Source organism: Stenotrophomonas sp. Iso1, from assembly GCF_027497995.1.
Lineage (GTDB): Bacteria > Pseudomonadota > Gammaproteobacteria > Xanthomonadales > Xanthomonadaceae > Stenotrophomonas.
Genome location: NZ_JAODBT010000003.1, coordinates 301,498 through 325,878, shown reverse-complemented (window position 1 = coordinate 325,878; position 24,381 = coordinate 301,498). Strand labels below are relative to the sequence as shown.

The 24,381-nt window shown below is 63.2% G+C and carries 26 protein-coding genes; 13 read left to right on the top strand and 13 right to left on the bottom strand.

Annotated elements, in window-relative coordinates:
- The first annotated feature begins 51 nt into the window (after nucleotides 1-51).
- On the top strand, nucleotides 52-930 hold the full coding sequence (locus PAN08_RS14360) for an EamA family transporter (RefSeq protein WP_269792189.1): 879 nt from the start codon (nucleotides 52-54) through the stop codon (nucleotides 928-930).
- Between the two features lie 13 nt (nucleotides 931-943).
- Here PAN08_RS14360 and PAN08_RS14355 read toward each other — a convergent pair whose 3' ends face one another.
- From PAN08_RS14355 to PAN08_RS14340, 4 genes are all read right to left on the bottom strand, one after another.
- Nucleotides 944-1,681: an endonuclease/exonuclease/phosphatase family protein gene (locus PAN08_RS14355; protein ID WP_269792333.1), complete on the bottom strand. Its 738-nt coding sequence runs from the start codon at nucleotides 1,679-1,681 to the stop codon at nucleotides 944-946.
- 70 nt (nucleotides 1,682-1,751) lie between these two features.
- Nucleotides 1,752-2,564 carry a thiol:disulfide interchange protein DsbA/DsbL gene (locus PAN08_RS14350; protein ID WP_269792188.1) on the bottom strand — a complete coding sequence of 271 codons (813 nt, stop codon included), beginning with the start codon at nucleotides 2,562-2,564 and terminating at the stop codon, nucleotides 1,752-1,754.
- A gap of 128 nt (nucleotides 2,565-2,692) precedes the next feature.
- Entirely contained in the window at nucleotides 2,693-3,337 is a 645-nt protein-coding gene (locus PAN08_RS14345; protein ID WP_269792187.1) for a thiol:disulfide interchange protein DsbA/DsbL, read from the bottom strand.
- 95 nt (nucleotides 3,338-3,432) lie between these two features.
- Nucleotides 3,433-4,218, bottom strand: a complete 786-nt coding sequence (locus PAN08_RS14340; protein WP_269792186.1) for a c-type cytochrome — start codon at nucleotides 4,216-4,218, stop codon at nucleotides 3,433-3,435.
- A 214-nt stretch (nucleotides 4,219-4,432) separates the two neighbouring features.
- Here PAN08_RS14340 and yihA point away from each other — a divergent pair, with 214 nt between their 5' ends.
- Nucleotides 4,433-5,065 (top strand): ribosome biogenesis GTP-binding protein YihA/YsxC, encoded by a 633-nt coding sequence (gene yihA / locus PAN08_RS14335; RefSeq protein ID WP_269792185.1) that lies wholly within the window; start codon nucleotides 4,433-4,435, stop codon nucleotides 5,063-5,065.
- 260 nt (nucleotides 5,066-5,325) lie between these two features.
- On the opposite strand, the gene PAN08_RS14330 is transcribed toward yihA, so the two are convergent.
- From PAN08_RS14330 to PAN08_RS14320, 3 genes are all read right to left on the bottom strand, one after another.
- A complete protein-coding gene (locus PAN08_RS14330) occupies nucleotides 5,326-6,303 on the bottom strand; it encodes an MBL fold metallo-hydrolase (protein ID WP_269792184.1) in 978 nt (325 codons plus the stop codon).
- Between the two features lie 104 nt (nucleotides 6,304-6,407).
- Nucleotides 6,408-7,241 (bottom strand): helix-turn-helix domain-containing protein, encoded by an 834-nt coding sequence (locus tag PAN08_RS14325; protein WP_269792183.1) that lies wholly within the window; start codon nucleotides 7,239-7,241, stop codon nucleotides 6,408-6,410.
- A 4-nt stretch (nucleotides 7,242-7,245) separates the two neighbouring features.
- Nucleotides 7,246-7,944 carry a VIT family protein gene (locus PAN08_RS14320; RefSeq protein ID WP_269792182.1) on the bottom strand — a complete coding sequence of 233 codons (699 nt, stop codon included), beginning with the start codon at nucleotides 7,942-7,944 and terminating at the stop codon, nucleotides 7,246-7,248.
- Between the two features lie 207 nt (nucleotides 7,945-8,151).
- Between PAN08_RS14320 and PAN08_RS14315 the strand changes: the two genes are divergently transcribed.
- Nucleotides 8,152-9,516, top strand: coding sequence for a glutamate--cysteine ligase (locus tag PAN08_RS14315; protein WP_269792181.1), 1,365 nt, complete (start codon nucleotides 8,152-8,154; stop codon nucleotides 9,514-9,516).
- A 202-nt stretch (nucleotides 9,517-9,718) separates the two neighbouring features.
- Nucleotides 9,719-10,357, top strand: coding sequence for a glutathione S-transferase family protein (locus PAN08_RS14310; RefSeq protein WP_269792180.1), 639 nt, complete (start codon nucleotides 9,719-9,721; stop codon nucleotides 10,355-10,357).
- Between the two features lie 81 nt (nucleotides 10,358-10,438).
- On the opposite strand, the gene PAN08_RS14305 is transcribed toward PAN08_RS14310, so the two are convergent.
- From PAN08_RS14305 to PAN08_RS14290, 4 genes are all read right to left on the bottom strand, one after another.
- The gene (locus PAN08_RS14305; RefSeq protein WP_269792179.1) at nucleotides 10,439-10,777 is read right to left on the bottom strand and encodes a DUF6616 family protein; all 339 of its coding nucleotides are present in this window, start codon (nucleotides 10,775-10,777) and stop codon (nucleotides 10,439-10,441) included.
- Between the two features lie 67 nt (nucleotides 10,778-10,844).
- A complete protein-coding gene (locus tag PAN08_RS14300) occupies nucleotides 10,845-11,330 on the bottom strand; it encodes a MarR family transcriptional regulator (protein WP_269792178.1) in 486 nt (161 codons plus the stop codon).
- A gap of 162 nt (nucleotides 11,331-11,492) precedes the next feature.
- On the bottom strand, nucleotides 11,493-12,947 hold the full coding sequence (locus PAN08_RS14295; RefSeq protein WP_269792177.1) for an amidohydrolase family protein: 1,455 nt from the start codon (nucleotides 12,945-12,947) through the stop codon (nucleotides 11,493-11,495).
- A 49-nt stretch (nucleotides 12,948-12,996) separates the two neighbouring features.
- Nucleotides 12,997-13,668, bottom strand: coding sequence for an ankyrin repeat domain-containing protein (locus PAN08_RS14290; RefSeq protein ID WP_269792176.1), 672 nt, complete (start codon nucleotides 13,666-13,668; stop codon nucleotides 12,997-12,999).
- A 120-nt stretch (nucleotides 13,669-13,788) separates the two neighbouring features.
- Here PAN08_RS14290 and PAN08_RS14285 point away from each other — a divergent pair, with 120 nt between their 5' ends.
- The 5 genes from PAN08_RS14285 (at nucleotide 13,789) to PAN08_RS14265 (ending at nucleotide 18,215) form a co-directional block, all read left to right on the top strand.
- Complete coding sequence (locus PAN08_RS14285) at nucleotides 13,789-14,670, top strand: LysR substrate-binding domain-containing protein (RefSeq protein WP_269792175.1); 882 nt, start codon at nucleotides 13,789-13,791, stop codon at nucleotides 14,668-14,670.
- Nucleotides 14,671-14,792: 122 nt separating this feature from the next.
- Nucleotides 14,793-15,908 carry an alpha/beta hydrolase gene (locus tag PAN08_RS14280; protein ID WP_269792174.1) on the top strand — a complete coding sequence of 372 codons (1,116 nt, stop codon included), beginning with the start codon at nucleotides 14,793-14,795 and terminating at the stop codon, nucleotides 15,906-15,908.
- A 476-nt stretch (nucleotides 15,909-16,384) separates the two neighbouring features.
- Nucleotides 16,385-16,531 carry a hypothetical protein gene (locus PAN08_RS14275; RefSeq protein ID WP_269792173.1) on the top strand — a complete coding sequence of 49 codons (147 nt, stop codon included), beginning with the start codon at nucleotides 16,385-16,387 and terminating at the stop codon, nucleotides 16,529-16,531.
- A 564-nt stretch (nucleotides 16,532-17,095) separates the two neighbouring features.
- Nucleotides 17,096-17,365, top strand: a complete 270-nt coding sequence (locus PAN08_RS14270; protein WP_269792172.1) for a hypothetical protein — start codon at nucleotides 17,096-17,098, stop codon at nucleotides 17,363-17,365.
- A 169-nt stretch (nucleotides 17,366-17,534) separates the two neighbouring features.
- Entirely contained in the window at nucleotides 17,535-18,215 is a 681-nt protein-coding gene (locus PAN08_RS14265) for a hypothetical protein (protein ID WP_269792171.1), read from the top strand.
- Between the two features lie 170 nt (nucleotides 18,216-18,385).
- Here PAN08_RS14265 and PAN08_RS14260 read toward each other — a convergent pair whose 3' ends face one another.
- Nucleotides 18,386-19,273: a LysR family transcriptional regulator gene (locus PAN08_RS14260; protein ID WP_269792170.1), complete on the bottom strand. Its 888-nt coding sequence runs from the start codon at nucleotides 19,271-19,273 to the stop codon at nucleotides 18,386-18,388.
- 127 nt (nucleotides 19,274-19,400) lie between these two features.
- Between PAN08_RS14260 and PAN08_RS14255 the strand changes: the two genes are divergently transcribed.
- From PAN08_RS14255 to PAN08_RS14240, 4 genes are all read left to right on the top strand, one after another.
- Nucleotides 19,401-20,450: an NAD(P)-dependent alcohol dehydrogenase gene (locus PAN08_RS14255; RefSeq protein WP_269792332.1), complete on the top strand. Its 1,050-nt coding sequence runs from the start codon at nucleotides 19,401-19,403 to the stop codon at nucleotides 20,448-20,450.
- Between the two features lie 25 nt (nucleotides 20,451-20,475).
- Nucleotides 20,476-21,588, top strand: a complete 1,113-nt coding sequence (locus PAN08_RS14250; protein WP_269792169.1) for an alpha/beta hydrolase — start codon at nucleotides 20,476-20,478, stop codon at nucleotides 21,586-21,588.
- The gene (locus PAN08_RS14245) at nucleotides 21,585-22,796 is read left to right on the top strand and encodes an MFS transporter (RefSeq protein WP_269792168.1); all 1,212 of its coding nucleotides are present in this window, start codon (nucleotides 21,585-21,587) and stop codon (nucleotides 22,794-22,796) included. Before PAN08_RS14250 ends, PAN08_RS14245 begins: the two co-directional genes overlap by 4 nt.
- A gap of 195 nt (nucleotides 22,797-22,991) precedes the next feature.
- Entirely contained in the window at nucleotides 22,992-23,333 is a 342-nt protein-coding gene (locus PAN08_RS14240) for a cyclophilin-like fold protein (RefSeq protein ID WP_269792167.1), read from the top strand.
- 258 nt (nucleotides 23,334-23,591) lie between these two features.
- Here the strand turns inward: PAN08_RS14240 and PAN08_RS14235 are convergent, their stop codons facing one another.
- Nucleotides 23,592-24,260 carry a hypothetical protein gene (locus PAN08_RS14235; protein ID WP_269792166.1) on the bottom strand — a complete coding sequence of 223 codons (669 nt, stop codon included), beginning with the start codon at nucleotides 24,258-24,260 and terminating at the stop codon, nucleotides 23,592-23,594.
- Nucleotides 24,261-24,381: the final 121 nt, after the last annotated feature.

Sequence of the window (24,381 nt, the reverse complement as noted above, 5' to 3'; positions counted from 1 at the left end):
GCCGCGTCAATTGAGCCAAGCATTCGTGTTGTGGGCAATACAATACGCGCCATGCAGACTTCTCGATTCGCGCCGCTTGTACCGGTGCTGGCGGTGCTTGGCGCGGTGACTTCGCTGGCCATTGGCACGTCCTACGCAAAACAATTGTTTCCGTTGATCGGCGCCCAGGGCACCAGCGCGTTGCGCGTGGGCTTTTCGGCGCTGTTCCTGTTGCTGTTGTGGCGGCCCTGGCGCTGGCATACCAGCCGCATCGACGCTGCCGCGATCCTGCGTTACGGGCTGACGCTGGGGGTAATGAACCTGCTGTTCTACATGGCCATCCGCACCATTCCGTTCGGCATCGCGGTGGCCATCGAGTTCACCGGCCCGCTGGCCGTGGCGATGTGGTCCTCCCGGCGGGTGATCGACTTTGTGTGGGTAGGGTGCACGGTGATCGGGCTACTGCTGTTGCTGCCGCTGGGCGGGGCGCAGTCGCTGGATCCGACCGGCGTGTTGTATGCCCTCGGTGCGGCTGCGTGTTGGGGCTTGTATATCGTGTTCGGCAAGCGCGCCAGCCATCTGCATGCGGGTCACAGCGTGTCGCTGGGCCTGGCGGCGGCAGCCTTGGTGGTGGTGCCGATTGGTGTCGCGCATGCGGGCAGCCTGCTGTTGAACCCGAAAATATTGTTGGCCGGCGCGTTGGTGGCGGTGGTGTCCAGCGCGATCCCGATGTCACTGGAAATGATGGCGCTCAAGCGGTTGCCGAAGGAAACCTTCGGCATCCTCATCAGCATGGAGCCGGCCGTAGCGGCACTGTGGGCGATGTTGTTGCTGCACGAACAGCTCACTGGCCTGCAGTGGCTGGCAATCGGCTGCACGGTGTTGGCGTCGGTGGGCAGTACGATGACGGCCCGTCGGCAGCGTCCGGCAGTTATTCCCGCAGGCGGGTGACCGTGTTGGGGACTCAGCGCAGGCTGTTGCCGGGGACTTCGACTTCCATTTCCACGGCCAGATGGTCCGAATGCGCGGCCGGTACAGCGCGGGTGTCGACGACCTTGAGCGTGTCGCTGGTCAGGATGTGGTCGATAGCACGGTCCGGGCCCCAGCTGGGGAAGGTGTGCACCAGGCAGCCGGGGGGTTGCAGCCGGGTTTTGCGGTAAAGCACCTGCATTTCCGGACGGTCGGCGGTGCAGTTGAAATCGCCCATCAACACCGCGTTGGGGTGGTCGCTGAGCAGGTCGGAAATGAAATCCAGCTGCGACAGGCGCGAGCTGACGCCCAGTGACAGGTGTGCCACAGCCACTGTCAGGCCTTCGTCGCCATCGCCAAACCGGGCCAGCAGCACGCCGCGTCCGCCCAGGCGGCCGGGCAGGGCATGGTCCTGTACTTCCACCGGTTCCAGCCGGCTGAGCAGGCCATTGGCGCTGGAGGCCACGCCGCCCATGCGCCGGTTGGGTTGGTGGCTCCAATAGTTGAAGCCGGCCCGTTGCGCGAGGTAGTGGGTCTGGTTGGTGAAGCCCGAGCGCAGGCTGCCGGGGTCGGCCTCTTGCAGGCCCACGATGTCGCGACCGCTGGCCAGCTGGGCAATGGCGTCCAGGCTGGAGCGTTTCTGGCCCGCAGGCAGGGCATGCGACCAGCTGCGGGTCACATAGTCACTGTAGCGGCGGGTGCTGGAACCGGCCTGGATGTTGGCCGTCAGCAACCGCAATGTTTGTGTGGGGGATTTCACGGCTTGCAGTCAGGGGCCTCGAAACCGAGGCCCCAGGAATACCTTACTTGGCGTTGGCAGCGCGTTCGCGCGCGATCAGGTGGTCGGCGATGCGGAGCATGTCTTCAAAGCTCTTGCCCTTCACCAGGTACTTGCCGCCCACAATGATCGACGGGGTGCCGGCAATCTTGCTGCGCTGGGCAAACTGCTTGGCGCGGTTGACCTTGGCAGCAATGGAGAAGCCGCTCATGGTGTCCAGGAAGGTTTTGGCGTCCACGCCGTGCTGGCCGTAGAACTTGGCGATGTCTTCCGGCGAATCCACACCCATTTCACCCTTCAGGGTCTTCTCGACGTGAATGGCGGCATACAGCGGGTCATGGGTCTTTTCCTGCACGCCCAGGGCTTCGGCGGCGTAGAAGGCGCGTGCGTAGTTATCCCAGATACCGCCGAAGCCGGCCGGCACGTAGACAAAGTTCACGTCAGCCGGCAGGCCGGCCTTCCACGAACCCACCAGCGGCTGGAAACGAGCGCAGGCCGGGCAGACATAGCCGAAGATTTCGACCACTTCGATCTTGCCGGTCGCCGGCTGGAACGGCTGGCCGCCTTCGATGACAACGTAGTCGGTACCTGCGACAGGTTCCGGGCCGACCGGGCGGGCCGGGGCCGGCACCGGGGTATTGGCAGTGGCTTCAGTGCTGGCGCCTTCGGCAGCAGCAGCGGGGGCGGCGGCGTCGGTGGCGGCCGGTGCAGCTGCCGGAGCGGCTTCAGCAGCCGGCGTTGCGGCCGGGGCAGAGGTTTCGGCGGTGCCGTCCTGGGCCTTGCAGGCCACCATCAGCGGAAGCAGGGCCGTCAGGGCCAGGGCGAAGCGGATCTTCATCGGGTGGGATCTCCAGCGGGGTTTCGTTGATGCATCAGGCCGCTACACCGCGGCGGGCGCGGGCATGATGCCATTATTGATGGCGTTGGCTGAACCGGCGACGCGGTGACCGCGCCGCCGTTTAGACCTCAGCGGCCCTTGCCGGCAGCGCGTTCGCGGGCGATCAGTGCATCGGCAATACGCAGCGTATCGTCGAAGGAGCGGGCACGGACCAGGTACTTGCCGTTGACGATCACCGCCGGGGTGCCCGGTATCTGGGTGCGCACAGCGAAATCGCGGGCTTTCTTGATCTTCTCGTCCACCTGGGCGCTGCGCAGTGCGTCCATGTAGCGCTGCGGTTCCACACCGTAATTGGCGTAGAAGGTGGCCAGCTCCTGCGGCGAGACACTCTGCATCGGCAGGCTGCGCTGCTCATGCAGGGCCTTGAACACATCGGCATGGCTGCGCTTGAGCACGCCCACCTGCTCGGCGGCATAGAAGGCCCGGGCGTAGGCATCCCAGTAGCCGCCGAACGCAGCCGGCACCGCAGTGAAGCGGACATCGGCCGGCAGCTTGGCTGTCCATGCTTCCAACTGCGGCTCAAAGTGCGCGCAATGCGGGCAGGTGTAGCCGAACACCTCCACCACCTCGATCTTGCCGGCCAGCGGCTCAAATGGGCCGGGCGCAGCGATCAACTCATAGTCCTCGCCCTGCACCGGAGCAGTGGGCGAGGCGCAGGCGGCCAGCGGCAGCACGGCAGCGAGCAACAGGAACAGGCGGGGAAACAACTTCATTGCGAGGAATCTCCAGTGGAAAAAAACAGACGCCGACCTCGCGGCCGGCGTGTCTACGGGCAGTAGTTGTACCAGCCGCCGAAGCGGCCAGCGGGTCAGGGTTGTGCGGCGGCGGCAACCACCTTGGCATCATTGGCGCGATCATGCAGGCCCTGCACATAGCTGGCCAGTGCCTGGATTTCCTGCTCGGTCAGGGTCTTGCTGACCTGCTCCATGATTTTGAACTGGGCAGTGTCGGTCTCGCGGGTCTGCCCGGTCTGGTAACGCTGCAGACGCTGGGCCACATAGCCGGCGTACTGGCCGCCGATATGCGGATAGGCCGGGCCCGGGTTGCCGGCACCGGCCGGGCCGTGGCAGGCCATGCAGGCCGGGATGTTGCGACTGGCGTCGCCACCCCGGTAGAGCTTCTGGCCGACTTCATAGAATTTCATGCCGGCATACGGGCCATCGGCCACCACCGCGTCATCGGCGACACCGGCACCGGCTTTCTGGGTGGCGAAGTAGGCACCGAGGTCGCGCATGTCCTGCGGGGTGAGGTCTTGAACAAACGGCATCATCGCCGCCACCGCGCCTTCATTGCGCTGGCCGTTGGCGATGAGCGCCAGCTCCTTTGCGATGTATCGCTCACTTTGGCCGGCAATGCGTGGGTAGATTTCTACCGACGAATTGCCATCGGCACCATGGCAGGCGGTGCAGGTTGCCGACTTGGCCTCTCCCGCCTTGGCGTCACCTGGGCGGGTTTTGCTGAAGTCCACTTCCAACGGAGCGGTCTGCACCGGTGCGTTGTCCGGAACCGGGATGACCGAACTCTGGGCGAACGCTACGGCTGCAATAACGGGTACAACAAGTGCGGTAACGGCAAGAACACGAGCATGGCGCATGCGGAAGCTCCGTGTGGACCGGGCCAAGCGGGGCTTCCGCCGGCATCGCCCGGATTATCAACGCCGTTTCGCGGCAGGGTCAACGAACAGTGCAGCAAAATCTGGGCTGGCCTTGCCAGCACGGCCTGCCAGCGGCTGCGGCAGAAGGCGATAGTGGGCCCTGCAAGGGCCGATACAGCCGACGCGCGGCGCCGCAACATGCGATCCTATGCGCATGTCACAGCTTCTAGAAAATGCCCGTTACTTGCTTTCCGCCCATACCAGCCGGCAGTTGCCGCCTGATGAAGGGGCCGAAGTCGCATTCGCCGGCCGATCCAACGCAGGCAAGTCCAGCGCACTCAATGCGCTGACCCGCCGCAATGCGCTGGCCCGCGTCTCCAAAACTCCGGGCCGCACCCAACAACTGGTTTTCTTCGAGGTTACGCCCCAGGCGAGCCTGGTGGACTTGCCCGGCTACGGTTACGCCAAGGTTCCGCTGGAACTGCAGGCGCACTGGCAGGCTTTTATCGACCAGTACTTCCGTACCCGCCAGGCGCTCAAAGGTCTGGTGGTGGTGATGGACATCCGCCATCCCCTCCGGGATTACGACCGGCAGATGCTTGGGTATGCCGTGCAGCGCGGCTTGCCGGCGCATGCGTTGCTCACCAAGGCCGATAAGCTCGGACGTGGCCAGCAGATGCAGACGCTGAAGCAGGTGCGCAAGGAACTGTCCTCTGCGTTCGGCGACACCGTCGGCGTGCAGTTGTTCTCCGGCGAGTCGAAGCAGGGTGTGGATGAAGCCCGTTTGATCATCGGTAGCTGGCTGGGTCTGAACCCGCCGCCTGTGACTGAGATCCCGCAGGGCTGATAAGGCTGGGGCCAGCTATCTATTGAGCCCCCTGAGCCATTGGCTCGTGCATGACCGAACGCCACGCACGCGGTGCGTGGCTGAGGCGCGGAGCGAGGTGCCCCCGAAGGAGCGGATGAGGGGAGCTTTGGTGCATTGATTGGCATGTAGCCTGCACTCGGACGGGCGTCTGCGCTTGGTCGCAGCCCGGCTCCGGCTTTGCCCTCATCCCACCCCTCTCCCGTAAACGGGAGAGGGGCTTCAGTTTTCCCGTTTGTCTATTACTTCGCCGGCAACGGCGCGAACTCACCCGGCACCCAGGCGAAAGCATCACCCTCGCGGCGGACGTGGCCCAGGCCGGGGAAGGGCAGGTGTGCGCCCGCGACCCACCAACCATTGGCGGCAGCCTCGGCCATCATGCGGCGGCGGCTGGCGATGGCTGCGCGGCGATCGCTGTCGGCCTCGTAGGAGGCATCCGGGCGGGCGAACTGCACTGCATGGAAATGCACGATGTCACCCCACACCAGTAATTTCTGGCCTGCGCCGCCGTCGATTGCATACGACACGTGGCCCGGTGTGTGGCCGTGGCTGTCCAGTGCGGTGACGCCGGCCGGCAACGCATCACCCGGCGCAAAGCGGCGCAACGTGCCCGCGGTGGCATACGGTGCCACTGCATCGCGGGCCAGTTTGAAAGCAAAACGCAGCGGCTGCGGTGCGGTGGCTTCGCTGGCGGGGTCCAGCCAGTAATCGGCATCGGCCTTGGACAACCACACCATTGCCTTGGGGAAGGCGACTTCGCCCTGCGCGTCAAGCAGGCCACACAAGTGGTCCGGATGGGCGTGGGTCAGCAGAACATCGTCGACATCGGAAGGTGCGTAACCGGCGGCACGCAGGTTGCTCAGTACCTGGCCCAGACCCGGACCGAAGCACTGCGCGGTGCCGGTATCCACCAGGGTCAGATGATTGCCACGCTGCACCAGGTAGGCGTTGACGGCGGTCTGCAGGCCTTTGCTGTCTTCGGGCACATACCGGTGGTCGAGCAGCCGGGTGACGGCGCCAGCATCGATGCCCACCAGTTCCTGTCGGCCCAGTGCGACGGTGCCGTCGAACAAGGCGGTGACCTGCAATTGTCCGATCTGCTGGTGATAAACACCGGGCACCTGTTGCTGCGGCGTGTGCATGGTGCCTGCGTGAGCGAACGCGGCGCAGGCAGCCAGCAATAGGGCTGCGGCGACGCGGGATGTGGGCGAGATAGGCATCGGGGGGTTCCAGAAAAAGCGGCGTGGCCGCAGAGACTTCATGCTGCGCGTCAGGTGAATTTCGATTCGCTCAGAATGCCGCGTGATCCGCTCGCGGTCGTGACTCAGCTGTTGCCTATTGCCGCAGGGTCGAGCCCATAGCGGGCGTTGAAGCGCTTGTTGAAACTGCCCAATGAACGATAGCCGGCCCGCGCGGCGACGGTCTTCAAGGGCAGTCGCGTGGTGTAGAGCAGCTGCATCGCATGCGCCAGCCGCGCATCACTGATCAGTTCGCGCAGGCCGAGCCGCTCGCTGGCCAAGCGTCGTCGCAGCGTGGCGCCACTCAGGCCCAGTTGCTGCTCGAAATCGCGCGATTGCCAGTCCCGGTCTGGTTGTGCCGCGACCAGATCACGAATGCGTTCACCCAGGCCGGGCTCCGGTGGAATCAGCAAGCTGCCGTGCCCGCGTCGGCAGAACGCGACCGCCAAGGCAGCCAGCGCCAGCCGCGCTTCGATGTAGTGGCCTGATTCCAGTGCCTGCCGCCATGCCAGCAGCGTGGTGCCGTGGTCGGCCAGCGCCAACTGGGCAAGGGCGTCACCGGCGTCGGGCAGTGGCTCGTTCCACAACGTGCGTGCTGCGGCCAGCGCCTCGGCGCAGAACGGCACAATCGCGCTGAGATAGATGCCGCTCTGCGGATCGGGGATGTTGACCACGTCAATACGGCAGCGGCGGCTGACCAGGAAAATATCGCCCGGCGTCAGCTCCAGTGATTGCTGCGCAGTGCGCACCTGCTTGCGTCCCTGCAGCAGGATGGCGAACTGCGGCAGCGGGATTTCCACGGACGACGCACCGTGTTCGCGGCGTGCAGTGATGCAGGCATAACCCTCGGCGCGCTGGCAATCGGCGAGCGTGGCCATCTGTGCGAGCAACGCGGCATTGGCGGGAAGTTGAGGGCTCATCGACTCACAGCGCGGCGTTGAACAACCGGCCGATGGCAGCGGCCGCCGCCATGGCCAGTGCGCCCCAGAACATCACCCGCACCGCGCCTCGCACCGGCGCAGCCCCACCTGCCTGCGCGGCCAGTGCGCCGGTGATGCACAGGCCGACAAGGGTGGAGACGGTGGTGATCTGCGCCACATGCGCATGCGGTGCAAGCAATGCGGTCAGTACCGGCAAGGCGGCGCCTGCGATGAACGCTGCCGCCGATGCGGCCGCTGCCTGGATCGGACGCGCGCGCATTTCTTCGGTGATGCCCAGTTCGTCGCGGGCATGTGCGGCGAGTGCGTCGTGGGCCGTGAGTTGCACCGCGACTTCGCGCGCCAGCTCCGGTGACAGACCTCGATGACGATAGATGGCAGTGAGCTCATCCAGTTCGCTGTGCGGATCTTCGTGCAGCTCGCGGCGTTCCACCGTCAGGTCGGCATGCTCGGCATCAGCCTGGGATTGCACGGACACATACTCGCCAGCGGCCATCGACATGGCCCCGGCGACGGTGCCAGCAACACCCGTGGCCAGTACGGTGGACGCTGGCGCGCCGCTGGCCGCGATGCCAACCACCAGCCCGGCCACCGAGACAATGCCGTCGTTGGCACCCAATACGGCGGCGCGCAGCCAACCCAGGCGGTCGGAGCGGTGCACTTCCGGATGTCTTGATCGGCTCATGCGTGCAGTTTAGGACGACGCACCGGCCTGCGCCGGAACGACTCGCAGGCGCAGTTGCGGTGGGCCAACCCGTCAAGCCAGCGTCGGTAGGATGCTGAAACCCGCCACGGTGACATGAAGGCAATGTACGCCGCGATATAGTGCGCCCTTGCGATGCGGGTCCCTGGCCCCACATCCCACCCAAACCAGATTCCTGCGAGCCTCCCCTTGTCGAGCCCCAGCCACGTCGCCGATACCCCCATCACCGACCGCGACCAGCTGGTCCAGAACATTGCCTCGGGCGAAAAGCCCAAGTCGCAGTGGCGGATCGGCACCGAGCACGAGAAGTTCGGATTTCGCCTGGATGACCTGCGTCCGCCCACGTTTGAAGGCGAGCGCGGCATTGAAGCGCTGCTCACCGGGCTGACCCGCTTCGGCTGGGAGCCGGTGCTGGAGAACGGCAACACCATCGCCCTGCTGCGCGACAGCGCCTCGGTGTCGCTGGAGCCGGCCGGGCAGCTGGAGCTATCCGGCGCGGCGCTGGAAGACATTCACCAGACTTGCATTGAAACCGGCACCCACCTCAACGAAGTGGCGCAGGTCGCCGGTGAATTGCAGCTGGGCTTCCTGGGCATGGGCTTCCAGCCCAAATGGCGCCGCGATGACATGCCATGGATGCCGAAAGGCCGCTACCAGATCATGAAGAGCTACATGCCCAAGGTCGGTTCGCTCGGCCTGGACATGATGACCCGCACCTGCACGGTGCAGGTCAACCTGGATTACGCCAGCGAAGCGGACATGGTGAAAAAGTTCCGTGTGTCGCTGGCGTTGCAGCCGATCGCCACCGCGCTGTTCGCCGATTCACCGTTCACCGAAGGCAAGCCCAACGGCTTCCTGAGCTACCGTTCGCACATCTGGACCGACACCGACGCAGGCCGCACCGGCATGCTCGATTTCGTGTTCGAGGATGGTTTTGGCTATGAGCGCTATGTGGATTATCTGCTCGACGTTCCGATGTACTTCTCTTACCGCGACGGCATCTATCACGACGCCAGCGGCCAGAGCTTCCGTGACTTCATGCAGGGCAAGCTGCCGGTGCTGCCGGGTGCGATGCCGACCCTGCGCGACTGGTCGGACCACATGACCACCGCGTTCCCGGAAGTGCGCTTGAAAAAGTATCTGGAAATGCGGGGCGCCGACAGCGGCCCATGGAGCCGCATCTGTGCGTTGCCGGCATTCTGGGTGGGCCTGTTGTATGACCAGACGGCGCTGGATGCAGCTTGGGATCTGGTCAAGGATTTCAGCCTGGTCGAACGCAACGTACTGCGCGACGGCGTGCCAAAGCATGCGATGAACCTGCCGTTCCGCAACGGCACGGTGCGTGACCTTGCGGCACGCGCGCTGGAGATTTCACGCGATGGTTTGCGTCGTCGTGCGGCACTCAACAGCGACGGACAGGACGAGACGCATTTCCTGGACGTGCTGCAGGAGATTGTCGATTCCGGCAAGACCGCAGCCGAGCGCAAGCTGGAGCTGTTCCATGGTCGATGGAATGGCAGCGTAGAGCCGGTGTTTGGCGAATTCGCTTACTGATTCACCCGGCCCTGCGGCCCGCTTGAAGCACATTGCAGGGCTGTCTGGCGACCTCCCGAGGCTATGCCTTACCGATAGTCGCAGTGACCGGATAGGAACTGGTGCGTCCGCAGCCCTCCAGGGTGGTCTACGTTGACCAGTACCGCTGACGAGAGCCGCGACAGCTGGCTAGACTACGCATTCATCCAGCGGAATCACACGCATGAGCAGCGCGGCCCAAGAGATCGTTTTCTACACCAACCCGCAGTCACGCGGCCGCATCGTGCGCTGGATGCTGGAGGAAGTTGGCCAGCCGTATCGCACCGAAGTGCTGAGTTTTGGCGAGGGCATGAAATCGCCGGAGTACCTGGCCATCAATCCGATGGGCAAGGTGCCGGCCATCGTCCATCGCGGCACGGTGGTGACTGAAGGTGCGGCCATCTGCAGTTACCTCGCGGATGCCTTCCCGGCGGCCGGGCTGGCACCGGCGTTGGATGACCCGAAGCGGGGCGATTATTTCCGTTGGTTGTTCTTCGCTGCCGGCCCGGTAGAGGCTGCAGTCAGCGCCAAGGCCATGGGCCTGCTGGCGCCGCTGGAGAGGTCCGGGCTGGTGGGCTATGGCAGCTTCGAGCAGATGGTCGATACATTGGAGGCGGCGGTCGCAGGTGCGTCCCCGTGGCTGCTCGGTGAGCAGTTCACAGCTGCCGACGTGTATGTCGGCAGCCAAGTGTTGTGGGGCACGATGTTCAAGACGCTGCCCGTGCGCGAGGCCTTCAGCGTTTATGGCCAGCGGTTGCAGGGCCGTGAAGCGTGGCAACGTGCGGCGGCGCTGGATGATGCGTTGATTCCGTCGCGCGGCTGATCGCAAGCATGCGAGGGTTCGTCAGGCACCCGCGCGCACCGCAAGCAGTGGACCTTCGCGTGTTCACCGCCTGCGGTTGGCTTATGCGGTAGCCAATGCAGTCAGGTGCTGCTCGAAGCCGCCGGTGTCACTGGCGGCATTGATGTGGTCGAAGTAGTCATACCAGCCGCTGGCGCGAATGCCGGCGAGCAGGGCGTCGCGCAGTGCGGTATCGGGGAAGCGCCAGATTCCAAGGAAACGATGCGCGCTGGGTTGGTCGATGTCCGGCTGGGTTTCGGCCAGAGCCAGCACCTCCACGCCCATGCTGGACAGCGGCGCCATTGCGGCCTGGATGCCCTGCAGAAAGTGCTGGCGTTGCGCCGTGGACAAGGCCTGCCAGTTGGCATTGGGTGAGTACAGTTCCACCAGGTAATGCGACATGTGTTGCTCCTTCGGTTTGCAGATTGCGCAAGGCGCAGTTACTTGAATGACGGTCGCCGCTACGGCCTCAGCCGGTGAGATTGCTGGCGACCTTGTCGAGCAATGCCGTGAGCTGGCGACGTTCGGTTGCGCTCAGGTTGCCGAACAGGCCCGCGATCCAGTGGCCATGCTGGTCAACTACTTTCTTCGCCACCTGCTTGCCCTTGCGGGTGAGATGGATGCGCAGTGCCCGGCGGTCAGTGCTATCAGCGGTGCGTTCGATCAGTGCTTCTCGCTCCAGCCCATCCAGCAGACCGGTCACGGTGGCCCGGGTCACACCGGCACGTTCGGCCAGTACGTTGGGCGCCAGCCCATCGCCTGCCGCATCGAGCAGAAACAGCAGTACAAAGCGGCCTTCGGACAATCCATGCGGTGCGAGCAGGGCGGCACAGTCGCGGTCGATGGCAGAGGCCAGCGACAGGGTCTGGAAGCACAGGCGGATACCGTCCACGTCCGACAACTGCCGGCGCTGGGCTTCCTGGATCAGTGCGGTGTACTTCTGATCGAGCTGCATGACGGATGTCACCATATAGTTAGGCGGCTAACTATATAGAAATCACTGCGGCTTGCAAGCACATGGCAGCGTGCGTCTGTGGCATTTCACGGTTACCCAGAAAGCACATGGCGGATCACATGAGTGACCCGCCATGCGGTACTGCCAATGAATGCGCGAGGCTTACTTCGCCAGCGCTTCCTGGTTCCACGCAGCCACCTTTTCCCGGGTGCTCTCCAACAACGCGTCCAGTGCGGCGCGGTCGTACACCTGTCCACGGAGGATGACGGTATTGATCGCGCGCGTGGCGCCGATGTCCTGCAGCGGGTTGCGCTCCAACAACACCAGGTCGGCGGCCTTGCCGGTTTCCACCGCGCCGTAACGGTCGAGCTTGCCGAACCATGCGGGACCGGCGCGGGTAGCGGCAATGAGTGCCTGTGGCGGCGTCAGGCCTTCGCGCACGTACAACGTAAGCTCGTTGTGCAGGCCGATGCCCGGGTAGTTGTATGAGTTGAGGAAGCCCGCATCGGTGCCGGCCATGATGCGCACGCCCGCTTCCTGCAACATTGGCAATACCGCAGCGACCTGTGCGTAACGCGCATGGCGGGCCTGTATTTGCTCCGGCGTGGCCTTGGCCGCACGCTCCACGCGCCAATCGTAGGTCTTGCGCAGGCCCGGGCCGATGTAGGCCAGGTAGGCATCGTTGTCGTGTGGCTCAACGTCGAGGAAGTCGATGATGCGGCCGCCATCCAGCGTCGGTGTCACCGCCACGCCGAGTTCGGCGAAGCGACGGTAAGCGGCCATTGCCGTGTCGCGGTCGAAGCCGGCATGCAGGCGTCGGTTGGCCTCAGCGCGGTCGATACGGCCTGCGGCGAAGTCGGCGGCAATCGTCGCTTCGTCCTTCACGCCGGCCTTGTAGGCGTAGTCCAGATGCTCGATGGAACTGATGCCGGCATCCACCGCCTGGCCCACAGTGAGCGCCATCGGGATGTGTCCGGACGTGCGCAGGCCACGCTGCTTGGCCTGGCTTACCGCGTACAGGAACAAGTCCGGCGTGAGCGTGCTGTCGGTGATCTTGACGAAGTCCACCTGGTCGCGTTGTTCGCGGTCCAGTGCCGCATCCACGCCCGCTTTGTCGCCTGCTTCGATGGTGCCTTTCCACACCGGTGCGATACCTTCGATCTTGGCACCGGAGGTGAACAGCTGCGGCCCGAACAACTGGCCACTGGCGATCTGGCCGCGCCATGACAACACCTGTTCGGCCAGGTCACCGGAAGCATCTCGCACGGTAGTGATGCCGTGCGCCACGTACAGCGGTAGCAGTGCCTTGTTCTCTTCGATCAGCGCCGGACCGCCGCCGAAATGCACGTGCATGTCCCACAGGCCGGGAATCAGATAGCGGTTCTTCGCATCGATGGTTTTGGCCGCACGCCATTGACGGGCGAGGGTTTGGTCGTCGCCGACAGCGACGATGTCATCGCCACGAATGACCACGGTTTGATCGGCACGGGTGGTGCCGTGTTCGACATCCACGACAGTGGCGTGGCGGATCAACACATCGGCCGTGGACTCGGCGGCAATGGCGGGCGCTGCGGCGGTGAGCAACACCGACAAGGCGAGGGACAGCGGGTTCTTCATGCAATGACTACCTGTTGTGTGCGGCGAGTACGGTTGGAGTGCGTGCTGCTCAGCGTGCGTTGGCAGCGAGCAGCAGGCGGATGTTTTCGGCCTGACCGCGTTGGCGGGCATGCCGCAAGGGCGTGACGCCATCGCCATCGGCGAGGTTCACATCGGCGCCGGCATCGATCAACAATTTCACGATGGCGACGTGTGGTGCACCACCATCGCCGAGGAGGATGGCCTCCAGCAATGCGGTCCAGCCGAGGTTGTTGACGTGGTCCACCGCCACGCCGGCGTCGATCAGCGTGCGCACGACATCGACATGGCCACGCTCGGCAGCGGGTATCAGCGCGGTGCCGCCATAGCGGTTGGTGCTGCGCAGATCGGCGCCGTGTTGCAGGGTGCTGCGCAGGATCTCCAGCTGGCCGCTGGCGCCGGCCAGCAGATACGCGCTGTCGTTGATGGCGTCTTTGGCATTGACGTCGGCACCGGCGTCAATCAGCGCCAGCGCGGCGGCGGTCTGGCGCTCGCCAACAACAGCGAGCAACGGGGTTCTACCCTCGGCGTCACGTGCTTCCAGGTCGGCGCCGTTGTCCAGCAAGCGCCAGACATCGTCCGCATTGCCGGTGTTGGCGGCATGGTGCAGTTGCCGGTTCTGTGGGCCGGCGTCGGCGCCCGCCGCGCAGGAGGCCAGCATCGCTGCCAACGCATGTGTGGTGACCCAGTGCCGGGCTGTCATGGTCTTCTCCTGTTGCGGGGCGGCCTGGTCAGGCGCGCTGGATGCTGCCCGGCGAGTGTTTGCGCCGGTTATGCGGCGATGCTACAAGGCGGTCATTCCATCCAGAAATTAAATATGTCGATGGGTGGCATTTCAAAATCAAATAGATCGGTGTTCGACCTGGATCTGCTGCGCGCGCTGGTGACGGTTGCCGATTGCGGCAGTTTCACGGTCGCTGCTACGCGCCTGCATTCCACCCAATCCACCATCAGTCAGAAGCTGCGGCGGTTGGAGGACCTGGCGGGACATCGGCTGCTCGACCGGGGTGCGCGCGATGTTCGTCCGACCGATATCGGCGAGACCGTGCTGGGCTACGCGCGGCGGATGCTGGCCTTGAACGAAGAATTGGCCGAAGCGCTGTCCAGCGGCGGCGCGCCCATCACCCTGCGGTTTGGTGTGCCCGAGGATTTCGCCGCCGGCCGCACCACGCGCTTGCTGGCCGAATTCAGCCGTGAGCATCCGCGGGTGAAGCTTGAAGTCAGCAGCGGCTTGAGCCGCGCCCTGGGCGAAGGCTACGACCGCGGTGAGTTGGACCTGGTGTTGGTCAAACAACGGCGCGGCAGTCGCGAGGGCGTGGCCTGCTGGCCCGAGCCGATGTGCTGGATAGATGCGGCCGCCAGCCCGGCATTCGGCACCGATCCGGTGCCGCTGGTGGCGTTCCCGCCGCGTGGGCTTTACCGCGAGGACATGATCGACGCTGTCGAAGCATTGGGCCGCGCGTGGCGTATCAGTTTCACCAGCTCCAGCCTGGGCGGCATCCAGGCGGCTGTGGGCGATGGCTTGGGCATCAGCCTGTTGCCGGCGCGTGCGGTGACGGCGGCGCATGTGGCACTGGGGCCGGAGAGTGGTTTGCCGGTCATCGACAGCATTGAACTGGTGTTGCTGCACCGACCGTCTGCTGACCCGGAGGTCAAGGCGCTGGCGGCGATGTTGCAACGGATGCTGGGAGACGCGGGAGCGTAGTTGTGCTTGCCTGCAGTTGGGAATATTTCTGCAACGCCGATCAACAACGGCGCGGATCGCGCTTTGGTGCGCAGGCAGACCGCGTTATTCTCGGCCGCTTCTTATTGCACAGCGGGGTGGGCATGCATCGGTTTCTTCTTCTGGTGGTACTTACCCTGACGGCGATCAGCGCGCAGGCGGCAGACGCGCCACGGCCATTCACCCGTGCCGACGCTACGTCCGCTATCGCCGACATGCGCAAGATCGTCGTGCCCGGTGGCATCGAGCGTTTGGAGAAAGTGCGTATCGGCGGCATCGACCAGTGGGTCAGCATCCGTGGCAACGACCCGCACAACCCGGTGTTGCTGATGCTGCACGGCGGACCGGGTTGGGTGTCCATGCCGACCAGTTGGTATTTCCAGCGTGGCTGGGAGGAATACTTCACCGTGGTGCAGTGGGACCAGCGCGGTGCCGGCAAAACCTACACCACGAATGACCCAGCGACCGTCTTGCCGACCATGACCATCGCGCGGATGAATGCCGATACCGAAGAAATGGTCGCCTGGGTACGGCGCGAACTGGGCAAGGAAAAGATCTTCGTGCTCGGCCATTCCTGGGGCAGCTACCTGGGCGTGGAGCTGGCGCGTAAGCGACCGGAATGGCTGCACGCCTATATCGGCATGGGCCAGACGGCCGACGGGCCGGAAAGCGAGCGTCGTGGCTGGGCATGGACGATGGAGCAGGCGCAGAAGGACGGCAATGCCGAAGCCATCGCTGACCTGCAGGCGGTTGCGCCCTATGCGCAGGGTAAGGTGCCGGTTCCCGTGCCGGACCTGATGAAGCAGCGCAAATGGCTCAACCATTACGGCGGCATGGTGTATGGCCGTGATGGCGGCGGCGCGGAAGCGGCGGCCATCAAGCTTTCCCCCGAATACACCGACGACGATCTCGCCAAAGTGTGGCAGGGCAACGAAGCCTCGGAGAATGCATTGCTGTCGGACGTGCTGACCAACGATTTCAACAACGTCCGCACGCTGGATTGCCCGGTGATCCTGTTCCTCGGGCGGCACGACATCAACGTGTCCTCGACCGTGGCCGCTGAATGGTTTGAGCGCCTGCAGGCACCATCCAAACGCGTGGTGTGGTTCGAACATTCCGCGCATGAAGTGATGAACGAAGAGCCGGGCAAGACGTTGCTGTCGCTGGTGCAGTACGCGCGTCCGCTTGCGGCTGATGCGTTGGTGGATGAACCGCGCTGAGTTTATGGGCGTTCGATTGGGCTCCCGATCGAACGCCGCGCAACGCACCTGCCAATCATGGTGGTGTTTTCGTAGCCGTTTATTCGCCGCTCAATAACGCGCCGCTGTCAGCGGCGCATCGGCCATTGCCAGGCGTTCACTTGTTGGCGCGGTGTCTCGATCGCCGCATCGCGCTGACCCAGTGCTTGTTGTGCCTGCGCCAAACCAAACAGCGATCAATCATTGTTGGAAATCGGTTCTGAGCTCCTGCGCGAAGGCTCTTTTCGCACGGCTGGCGAGGCCCATAGCGCGGGCAGCCAACGTCGTGGCGTCTTTGGCCTACGTTGGGTCCATCGGTAGATTGATGTTCGGCCCCAGCACCAACGCCTGGCACTACGCGCATCGCACATTGCGGATCCAATCGTGCCGCGTCGGCAAAGGCACGCCCGGCAGCTTGGTGATTGAAACCGTAAGTCAGGTGCAAGCCCTGATCGAAAATGGCGCTGCGCTTCCGGCACGCGGGTGGCTACAGCGCGATGCAGATCGCCAAAGGTATCGAGCAAGATCAATGCAGTTTTGGCGGGTGTCGCCATCTCATTTTCGGCGCTGATTTTTTTCTGAATAACAGCCGCCACGCAGAGTGAACGCCAAGGCGGAGGACAGCAGTGGGGACGGGAATTGACGGCCCATGGCGGCGTTTCCGGGACGGATAGCCGTGACGATACTGCTGGAAAAATCAGTAGGTGATGTGGCGCTGTGAAGGTGATTCGCAAAGCGTATTCAGATCGGCTTGTCGGGTGCTTTCTGCGACTGCCCGTGACGAGATCGGCGCGGCTTTGTTTCATTTTTCCGGCCGTCCTTGGGAGGGGCATTCGACATGAAGCGGTCCATTGCGCGCGGTGCGGCGTGATGCCCGGGGGAGACGATGTCGACCGCTTGAACGCCTCGCTGGGCAGGTATGGTTTTTCTTTTTTTATGAATAGGCATGACTCAAATACGTCTCGTGAAGATCCGCCGCTGGAGAAGGCCCGCTTGATCAAGATCTACGGTTCACTTTGGGTAGGGAGCGATGACTACGGATAAGGCGTGATGGGTGTTGTCACATCTTCACCGTCCATCCACGTACTCCAACGTCAGCTGAAAGCAGGTCATGGCTTTGTCAAAAAGGCCGCTATATTCCAGATTCCCCAGACGAAGGAGGGAGTGGAATGTTCATGACCAAGCAACACTTTGTAATGGCCCGTACGCTCGGCGTGGCGCTTATCGCCACCGCAGGCCTTGCTTCCTGTGCAACCTATAAAGAGGAGTTTGCAGGGATCAACTCACGCCTCGATCAACTCGACACGAAGGTGCAGGGCGCGGCACAGAGCGCCGAATCCGCCAATCAATCCGCACAGCAGGCTAACCAACGTTTGGATCAGATTGAAGGCCGCGTCCAGCAGCTCGAAAGGGCACCCCGCCGCACGCCTCGCGGCTAGTTGCTATTGAACCGTTCGCACAGTTCGTGACGAACGGTTTTGATTTCAGGACCCGGTGGCCTTTGCTGGCCACTGGTTTCCTTTTGGTCATGCAGTCTTGATTCGGAGGAACCGTCCCATCCGTACGCACAAATACCCCGCGATCCGGGCCATCCCAGGCGTGCTGGCAATGGTTCTCGCGTTCGCGAGCATCGGCGTGGCCAGCGCCGAGGATGTCGTGGCGCAACCGGTAGCCGCCGTTGATGAGCTTCCGCACGGCCAAGAGGTGTCCGACACGGTGATTGAACTTGCGGGCTGGGTTGTCGCAAGCAAGGACAATCAGGGCTATCCGTTCGCGATCATGGACAAGGCCGCTGCACAGATACTGGTGTTTGGCGGCGATGGTCGGCTGCGTGGCGCGGCGCCCGGGCTTTTTGGCTCGGCCACCGGCGATCATACGGCCCCCGGCGTTGCTGGCCTCGCGCTTCGCGAGATTCCAGGGCGGGATCGCACGACGCCTGCTGGTCGCTTTGTGGGCGGTTTCGGTCCGTCAATCGACGCCGGGCGCGTCCTGTGGGTGGACTACGATTCCGCAGTCTCCATCCACCCCACCGCTACTGGCGTCCCGGCCGAGAGGCGCGTCGAACGTCTGGCATCGCCTTCGCCGGATGACAACCGCGTCACTCACGGTTGTATCAACGTCTCGCCCGGGTTTTACGAGCAAATCATCCGTTCCACATTTGATCGTGGCGGGGTGTTCTACATCTTGCCGGACAAGGCGACGCTGGCGGAGACCTTTCCGGAATTCGCGCAGGGCCGCGTGACGACGGAACCCAAAGATGGAAAAGGCGCACCACCTGCCCATCGGTGAGGGGCGTCAGTGAAGTGGTCTGGCAATCTACTCAAGCCGAAGCGGCGTCGCGGCGCAGCGAACGTCACTTCTGACGGTAGCGGCACTGGGAGCGTCATGGCGTGATGCGATCCCTGGCGAACAGTTGAACTCGGGAAAGTTGCGTGGCTGCTGTGCCGGAAACGCATCTCTCACCTCCGCAATGCGTCCACGACCAGCGAGAATGCCGGCGAATGCTGGCGGCGGCTCGGGTAGTAAAGGTGGTATCCCGAGAATGGCGGACACCAGTCCTGCAGCACGCGGACCAGGCGTCCTTCTTCGATGTGGGGCGCGAACTCCTCTTCGGGGAGGAACGCGATCCCCAAGCCATTGAGCGCCGCAAGCACGATGTGGGGCGAGGTATTGAAGATTGCCTGGCCTTCGACACGCACGTTCAACTGCCGATCACGGCGCTCGAACTCCCAGACATAGACGCCCCCTGATGACGGGAACCGGATATTGATGCAGTTGTGCCGCGTCAGGTCTTCGGGGATCTTTGGAGCCGGATGCTTTTCAAAGTAAGCGGGTGAAGCCACGGCCGCCATCCGCAGCTTCGGACTGATCGGCAGGGCGATCATGTCCTTGTCGATGCTTTCCCCCAGCCGAACACCCGCATCGAACCGATCGGCCACGATGTCCCGCAATCCGTAGCTGACATCGAACTCAATGTGGACATCCGGGTAGCGATGCATGACCGGCAGCAGCTTGGGCAGCAGGATCGTGCGCAGCACATGGTCGCCGCAGGTGATGCGGACCGACCCAGCAGGCTTGTCCCGCAGTGCCGTGAGCGCATCCAGTTCCGACTCGATCTCGTCGAAGCGGTTCCCTATCGCTTGAAGCAACTGCTCACCGGCTGGCGTGGCCGACACGCTGCGCGTGGTGCGGGTGAGCAGCCGGATTTCCAACCGTTCCTCCAAGGCCTTGATCGCCTGGCTGAGCGCCGATTGAGAAACCCCGAGTACCGCACCCGCACGGGTGAAGCTGCCTTCTCTGGCGACAGTGACAAAGGCCAGCAGATCATTGAGGTTGCGTCGTGCCATGGGGCAAGTCTGGCACGGCCGATTGATTAGTAAAACTAATAGGGCCTAAAAGCATTCATCATCTAATCAAGTAAATGGCGCATGGTCAGAATGGTCCGCATCCTCCTTTGGACCCTTGGACATCCTCATGCCTGTTTATGCCTACGGCGCATACGCCAGCGACAAGCCGCTGCAGTCGATGGAAATTACCCGCCGCAGTCCCGGTCCCCATGACGTGCAGATCGACATCGCCTACTGCGGCATTTGCCACTCCGATCTGCATCAGGTCCGAGCGGAGTGGGCCGGAACCCAGTTCCCCTGCGTGCCGGGCCACGAAATCGTCGGGCGGGTGGCATCAGTAGGCGCGCATGTCACGGGTTTCCAGCTTGGTGACCTGGTCGGCGTCGGCTGCATCGTCGATAGCTGCCAGCAGTGCGAGGACTGCAACAGCGGCCTGGAGAACTACTGCGACGACATGGTCGGCACCTATAACTTTCCGACGGCGGATGCCCCAGGTTGGACGCTCGGCGGCTACGCGCAGCAGATTGTCGTCCACGAGCGCTACGTGCTGCGCGTCCGCCATCCCGGGGCGCAACTGGCGGCAGTGGCGCCGTTGCTATGTGCCGGCATCACCACCTATTCGCCGCTGAAGCATTGGAATGCCGGCCCCGGCACCAAGGTCGGTGTCGTGGGTATTGGTGGCCTGGGTCACATGGGTATCAAGCTCGCCCATGCCATGGGCGCACACGTCGTGGCGTTCACCACCTCCGAGGCCAAGCGTCAGGCTGCCTTGGCACTGGGTGCTGATGAAGTGGTGGTGTCCCGCAACACGGATGAGATGGCGAAGCACGCCAAGCGCTTCGATCTGATCATCAATACGGTAGCCGCGCCGCACGACCTCGATGCGTTCCTCGTTCTTCTCAAGCGCGACGGAGCGATGGTGCTGGTCGGCGCGCCTGCTACGCCGCATCCGTCTCCGGGTGTGTTCAACCTCATCACCCAGCGCCGCACATTGGCCGGCTCGATGATTGGCGGCATTGCTGAAACCCAGGAAATGCTCGACTTCTGTGCCGAGCACGGAATCGTGGCCGACATCGAGCTCATACGTGCCGACGAAATCAACACCGCCTACGAACGCATGCTCAAAGGCGATGTCCAGTATCGCTTCGTCATCGACAACGCCACTCTCACGGATTGAATGCGGCGCACTCCGAGGAATCATCATGAACAAGCGCAACGCAATGCCTCATCAACCAGCCCCTGATAAGGGACGCCGCACCCTGCTGAAGATGGCCGGCTTGGCCGCTGCGGTCAGCGCGTCGCCGGTCTTCGCGCAAACCCATCCCTCCGAAGCCGAAGCCGAAGCAGAGGCTGTGCAACTCGCGCAGGAGTGGGACAAGGTTTTCTCCAGGAGCAACAAGGTCGAACACCGGAAGGTGACCTTCAAGAACCGCTACGGCATCACCCTGGCAGCCGATCTGTATCAACCCAAAAATACCAATGGACAGCTGCCCGCGATCGCTGTCGGAGGCCCCTTTGGTGCGGTAAAAGAGCAGTCGTCTGGCCTGTATGCGCAGACGATGGCCGAACGCGGTTTCGTCACGTTGGCTTTTGATGCGTCCTATACCGGCGAAAGCAGCGGAGAACCGCGCAACGTGGCCTCGCCGGATATCAATACCGAAGACTTCAGTGCCGCCGTGGACTTCCTCGGTCTGCAGCCCAGCGTGGACAGGGAGCGTATCGGCATCATCGGTATTTGTGGCTGGGGTGGCATGGCGTTGAATGCTGTTGCCGTGGACAAGCGCGTCAAGGCTGTCGCGACCAGCACCATGTACGACATGGCGCGTGTCATGTCCAAGGGTTACAACGACAGCATGACTCCCGAACAGCGCACGCAAATGCTGGAGCAACTGAGCCGGCAACGCTGGCAGGATGCGGAGCGGGGTACCCCGGTCTATCAACCGCCCTACAACGAACTAAAAGGTGGTGAAGCGCAATTCCTGGTCGACTACCACGACTACTACAGGACACCGCGTGGCTACCACCCTCGGGCGGTCAATTCCGGGAACGCATGGACGCTGACCACGCCGCTGTCGTTCATGAATATGCCGCTGCTGACCTACATCGCAGAGATCTCGCCGCGCCCAGTGTTGTTCATCCATGGCGAAAAGGCGCACTCCCGTTACTTCAGCGAAACAGCCTATGCCGCTGCCGTGGAGCCGAAGGAGCTGATGATCGTTCCAGGTGCCAATCACACTGATCTTTACGATCGCGTGGACGTGATCCCGTTCGACAAACTGACCGCTTTCTTCACGCAGCACTTGGCTGCGAAATGACGGCGTCGACGAACATTCCTGCGCGCGCCGAGCAGGAGGAGGCCGCGGCAGGCATTGCGCATTGGGGCGGGGTCTTCGCCATGACACTGTGCGTGTTTGCGCTGATCGCGTCTGAGTTCATGCCCGTCAGCCTGCTGACGCCTATCGCCTTCGATCTTCGTGTCAGCGAGGGCTGGGTGGGGTATGGCATCGCCATCTCCGGTGCGTTTGCGGTGCTCACCAGCCTGTCGATTTCCGCCTTGGCGGGCAGCATGAATCGCAAAGCCCTACTGCTGGTGCTGACGGGCTTGATGGGGTTGTCCGGTGCGGTGGTCGCGGCTGCTCCGAACTACGTCGTCTACATGGTCGGGCGCGCCATGATCGGTGTGGTGATCGGGGGTTTCTGGTCGATGTCGGCGGCGACGGCGATGCGTCTGGTACCGGCTGCGCAGGTGCCGCGTGCCCTGGCTATTTTCAACGGGGGCAACGCACTGGCGACCGTGATCGCCGCACCTTTGGGCAGCTACCTGGGCGCGATCATCGGTTGGCGTGGTGCCTTCTATTGCCTGGTGCCCGTGGCGGTGATCGCTCTGGCTTGGCAGTGGATCAGCTTGCCGTCCATGAAGCCGGACGGATCGGCCGCTTCGGTCAACGTCTTCCGGTTGCTCAGGAATCGGACGGTGGCGCTGGGTATGGCCGCCTGCGGTGTGTTCTTCATGGGGCAGTTCACCTTGTTCACCTATGTGCGGCCGTTCCTGGAAACGGTAACGCGGGTGGACATCTCCACGCTCTCCCTGATCCTGTTGGGTATCGGTGTGGCCGGCTTCATCGGTACCGTCATCATCGGAACCTTTCTCAAGCGAGGCCTGTACCGCACGCTGATCGTCATTCCCATCCTGATGGCAGCGATCGCGCTGGCGCTGCTCCCCATCGGAGACTGGGTTTGGCCAGTGGCGGGCCTGCTGGCGGCATGGGGATTGCTGGGCACCGCAGCCCCGGTGGGCTGGTGGAGCTGGATCGCCGAGAGCCTACCCAAGGATGCGGAAGCCGGTGGCGGGTTGATGGTGGCGGTGATCCAACTGGCGATTGCTTTGGGCTCCACGGTTGGCGGCCTGCTGTTCGATGGCAGTGGATACCAGAGCACCTTCATCGTCAGCGCGATCGTGCTCCTGTTTGGTGCCTTCCTCACGGTTTTGGCGGCGCGTTCGCAGGCCTCGCACCAGGCCTGAATCGGCGAGATCAGCATGGCCCGAACTCATTCCTATTCGATCTCGTCCCCGTCGCCGATGTCTTGGTACGTGCGAGGATTGAGCCTGGCATTCGGCGTGTTGATGCTGACTGGATGCAAGGCCAGCCCATCCGGAGCGGCCGTAGTCGTTGCCCTGGATGCCGCAGGGGCATCCACCCAGCCGGGGGAAACCAACATGTGGATGACCATCGGCGAACGTCGCTTCAGCATCACGTTGGCTGACAATGCTGCCGCCCGCGCGTTCGCGGCCCAGTTTCCGTTGACGCTGGAGATGGCCGAGCTCAACGGCAACGAAAAGCACGCCGATCTGCTGCGCACGTTACCTGCCGATGCAGGCCGGCCGGGGATGATCCATGCCGGTGATCTGATGCTTTACGGCTCGAACACCGTGGTCGTCTTCTACGCAACGTTTCGTTCTTCCTATTCCTACACTCGCTTGGGGCGCGTGGATGATCCAGCGGACATGGTTCGGGCACTCGGTCAGCATGGCGGTCGTGTGGTCTTTTCGCTGAAGTAGGCCGTGTTCACCGGTGCAGTGTTTGTTGTCGTGGGCGAATGCTCAGTTCCTGCTCGCTGACAGTGCTCCGGTTACTCATCGTCAACTGCGGGAGCAGATGCTGATCGTCACATTCGGGAAAGGCCGGGCGCAGTGCGAAAGGCGGGCTGATCGTTGGGCTAAATGCACGGAACATCTCGCACGTATGCAAATGAGATGGTCCAGCGTTGTGAGCAGTTGCTGCACGCTCAAGTTTGGATAGCCCATTGGGTCACTGGCTTAGAGGACTGAGGCGGTGACTACAGCCAGAATCACGAGAGATGTGCCGACAAACCAGACGAGGGTTGCTGCAAACACCGGCAGAAACGTTCCCCCATGCAGGGCGCGGTAGGCGGCAACGCGGGCAAGAACGTACCAGACACACGCAATGGCCGATAGAGCCGCTCCTGGCACTTGGGCTTCGCCAGACGGCATTTGCAGCAGTTGTATGCCCGTCGAAAGGAGAACAACGAATGGGCAGGCAAGGAAGGCCTGGACGGAGAACGGTTCGCGCAACGTATCTCGCGTGATGGGCTTGCGCTCCCGTATCAGCGTGCCTAGTGCAGCCCCAAGCGCATAGCAGCAGAAGATGATCGACCGCGTGAGGAGAAGGGATTCCTCGGTGCCAAACAATACGCGCCCCAACGGCGAGTCCACTTTCAGAGCTGGCAGCCTGAAGGCCATTTCCATCGCATGCGCCAGGCCCACCGAAAGGATGAGCATCAAGACGGGGCTTATCGTTTCCTGGAACTGCTGCTCGGGCGCGCCCGTGAGTTCCTTGCGGGTGTAGCGGGCAATAGCGCCTGGGTGCAGGAGAATCCGCCAGAACGTACGGGGATAGAAAACCAGCCAGCCGATCAGCTCATATAGAAACTCTTCCAACGAGCGTAGTAAGCGCATCAGATCCATCGAACATCCTCGGGACGGCAGATGACTGGTTAGGTGGGGCAGCCCGGTGCGAACTGGCAGCGACGGTGGGGTGCCGAAACAGAAGTAACCCCAGTCTCGGTTGGGTGCCGAAACAGAAGTA

Excerpts from the sequence above, each read along its gene's own strand:
- PAN08_RS14360 (WP_269792189.1), top strand. The coding sequence starts at position 52 with ATGCAGACTTCTCGATTCGCGCCGCTTGTACCGGTGCTGGCGGTGCTT.
- PAN08_RS14350 (WP_269792188.1), bottom strand. The coding sequence starts at position 2,564 with ATGAAGATCCGCTTCGCCCTGGCCCTGACGGCCCTGCTTCCGCTGATG.
- PAN08_RS14345 (WP_269792187.1), bottom strand. The coding sequence starts at position 3,337 with ATGAAGTTGTTTCCCCGCCTGTTCCTGTTGCTCGCTGCCGTGCTGCCG.
- PAN08_RS14340 (WP_269792186.1), bottom strand. The coding sequence starts at position 4,218 with ATGCGCCATGCTCGTGTTCTTGCCGTTACCGCACTTGTTGTACCCGTT.
- yihA (WP_269792185.1), top strand. The coding sequence starts at position 4,433 with ATGTCACAGCTTCTAGAAAATGCCCGTTACTTGCTTTCCGCCCATACC.
- PAN08_RS14330 (WP_269792184.1), bottom strand. The coding sequence starts at position 6,303 with ATGCCTATCTCGCCCACATCCCGCGTCGCCGCAGCCCTATTGCTGGCT.
- PAN08_RS14325 (WP_269792183.1), bottom strand. The coding sequence starts at position 7,241 with ATGAGCCCTCAACTTCCCGCCAATGCCGCGTTGCTCGCACAGATGGCC.
- PAN08_RS14320 (WP_269792182.1), bottom strand. The coding sequence starts at position 7,944 with ATGAGCCGATCAAGACATCCGGAAGTGCACCGCTCCGACCGCCTGGGT.
- PAN08_RS14310 (WP_269792180.1), top strand. The coding sequence starts at position 9,719 with ATGAGCAGCGCGGCCCAAGAGATCGTTTTCTACACCAACCCGCAGTCA.
- PAN08_RS14305 (WP_269792179.1), bottom strand. The coding sequence starts at position 10,777 with ATGTCGCATTACCTGGTGGAACTGTACTCACCCAATGCCAACTGGCAG.
- PAN08_RS14300 (WP_269792178.1), bottom strand. The coding sequence starts at position 11,330 with ATGCAGCTCGATCAGAAGTACACCGCACTGATCCAGGAAGCCCAGCGC.
- PAN08_RS14295 (WP_269792177.1), bottom strand. The coding sequence starts at position 12,947 with ATGAAGAACCCGCTGTCCCTCGCCTTGTCGGTGTTGCTCACCGCCGCA.
- PAN08_RS14290 (WP_269792176.1), bottom strand. The coding sequence starts at position 13,668 with ATGACAGCCCGGCACTGGGTCACCACACATGCGTTGGCAGCGATGCTG.
- PAN08_RS14285 (WP_269792175.1), top strand. The coding sequence starts at position 13,789 with ATGGGTGGCATTTCAAAATCAAATAGATCGGTGTTCGACCTGGATCTG.
- PAN08_RS14280 (WP_269792174.1), top strand. The coding sequence starts at position 14,793 with ATGCATCGGTTTCTTCTTCTGGTGGTACTTACCCTGACGGCGATCAGC.
- PAN08_RS14275 (WP_269792173.1), top strand. The coding sequence starts at position 16,385 with ATGGCGCTGCGCTTCCGGCACGCGGGTGGCTACAGCGCGATGCAGATC.
- PAN08_RS14270 (WP_269792172.1), top strand. The coding sequence starts at position 17,096 with ATGTTCATGACCAAGCAACACTTTGTAATGGCCCGTACGCTCGGCGTG.
- PAN08_RS14265 (WP_269792171.1), top strand. The coding sequence starts at position 17,535 with ATGGTTCTCGCGTTCGCGAGCATCGGCGTGGCCAGCGCCGAGGATGTC.
- PAN08_RS14260 (WP_269792170.1), bottom strand. The coding sequence starts at position 19,273 with ATGGCACGACGCAACCTCAATGATCTGCTGGCCTTTGTCACTGTCGCC.
- PAN08_RS14255 (WP_269792332.1), top strand. The coding sequence starts at position 19,401 with ATGCCTGTTTATGCCTACGGCGCATACGCCAGCGACAAGCCGCTGCAG.
- PAN08_RS14250 (WP_269792169.1), top strand. The coding sequence starts at position 20,476 with ATGAACAAGCGCAACGCAATGCCTCATCAACCAGCCCCTGATAAGGGA.
- PAN08_RS14245 (WP_269792168.1), top strand. The coding sequence starts at position 21,585 with ATGACGGCGTCGACGAACATTCCTGCGCGCGCCGAGCAGGAGGAGGCC.
- PAN08_RS14240 (WP_269792167.1), top strand. The coding sequence starts at position 22,992 with ATGTGGATGACCATCGGCGAACGTCGCTTCAGCATCACGTTGGCTGAC.
- PAN08_RS14235 (WP_269792166.1), bottom strand. The coding sequence starts at position 24,260 with ATGGATCTGATGCGCTTACTACGCTCGTTGGAAGAGTTTCTATATGAG.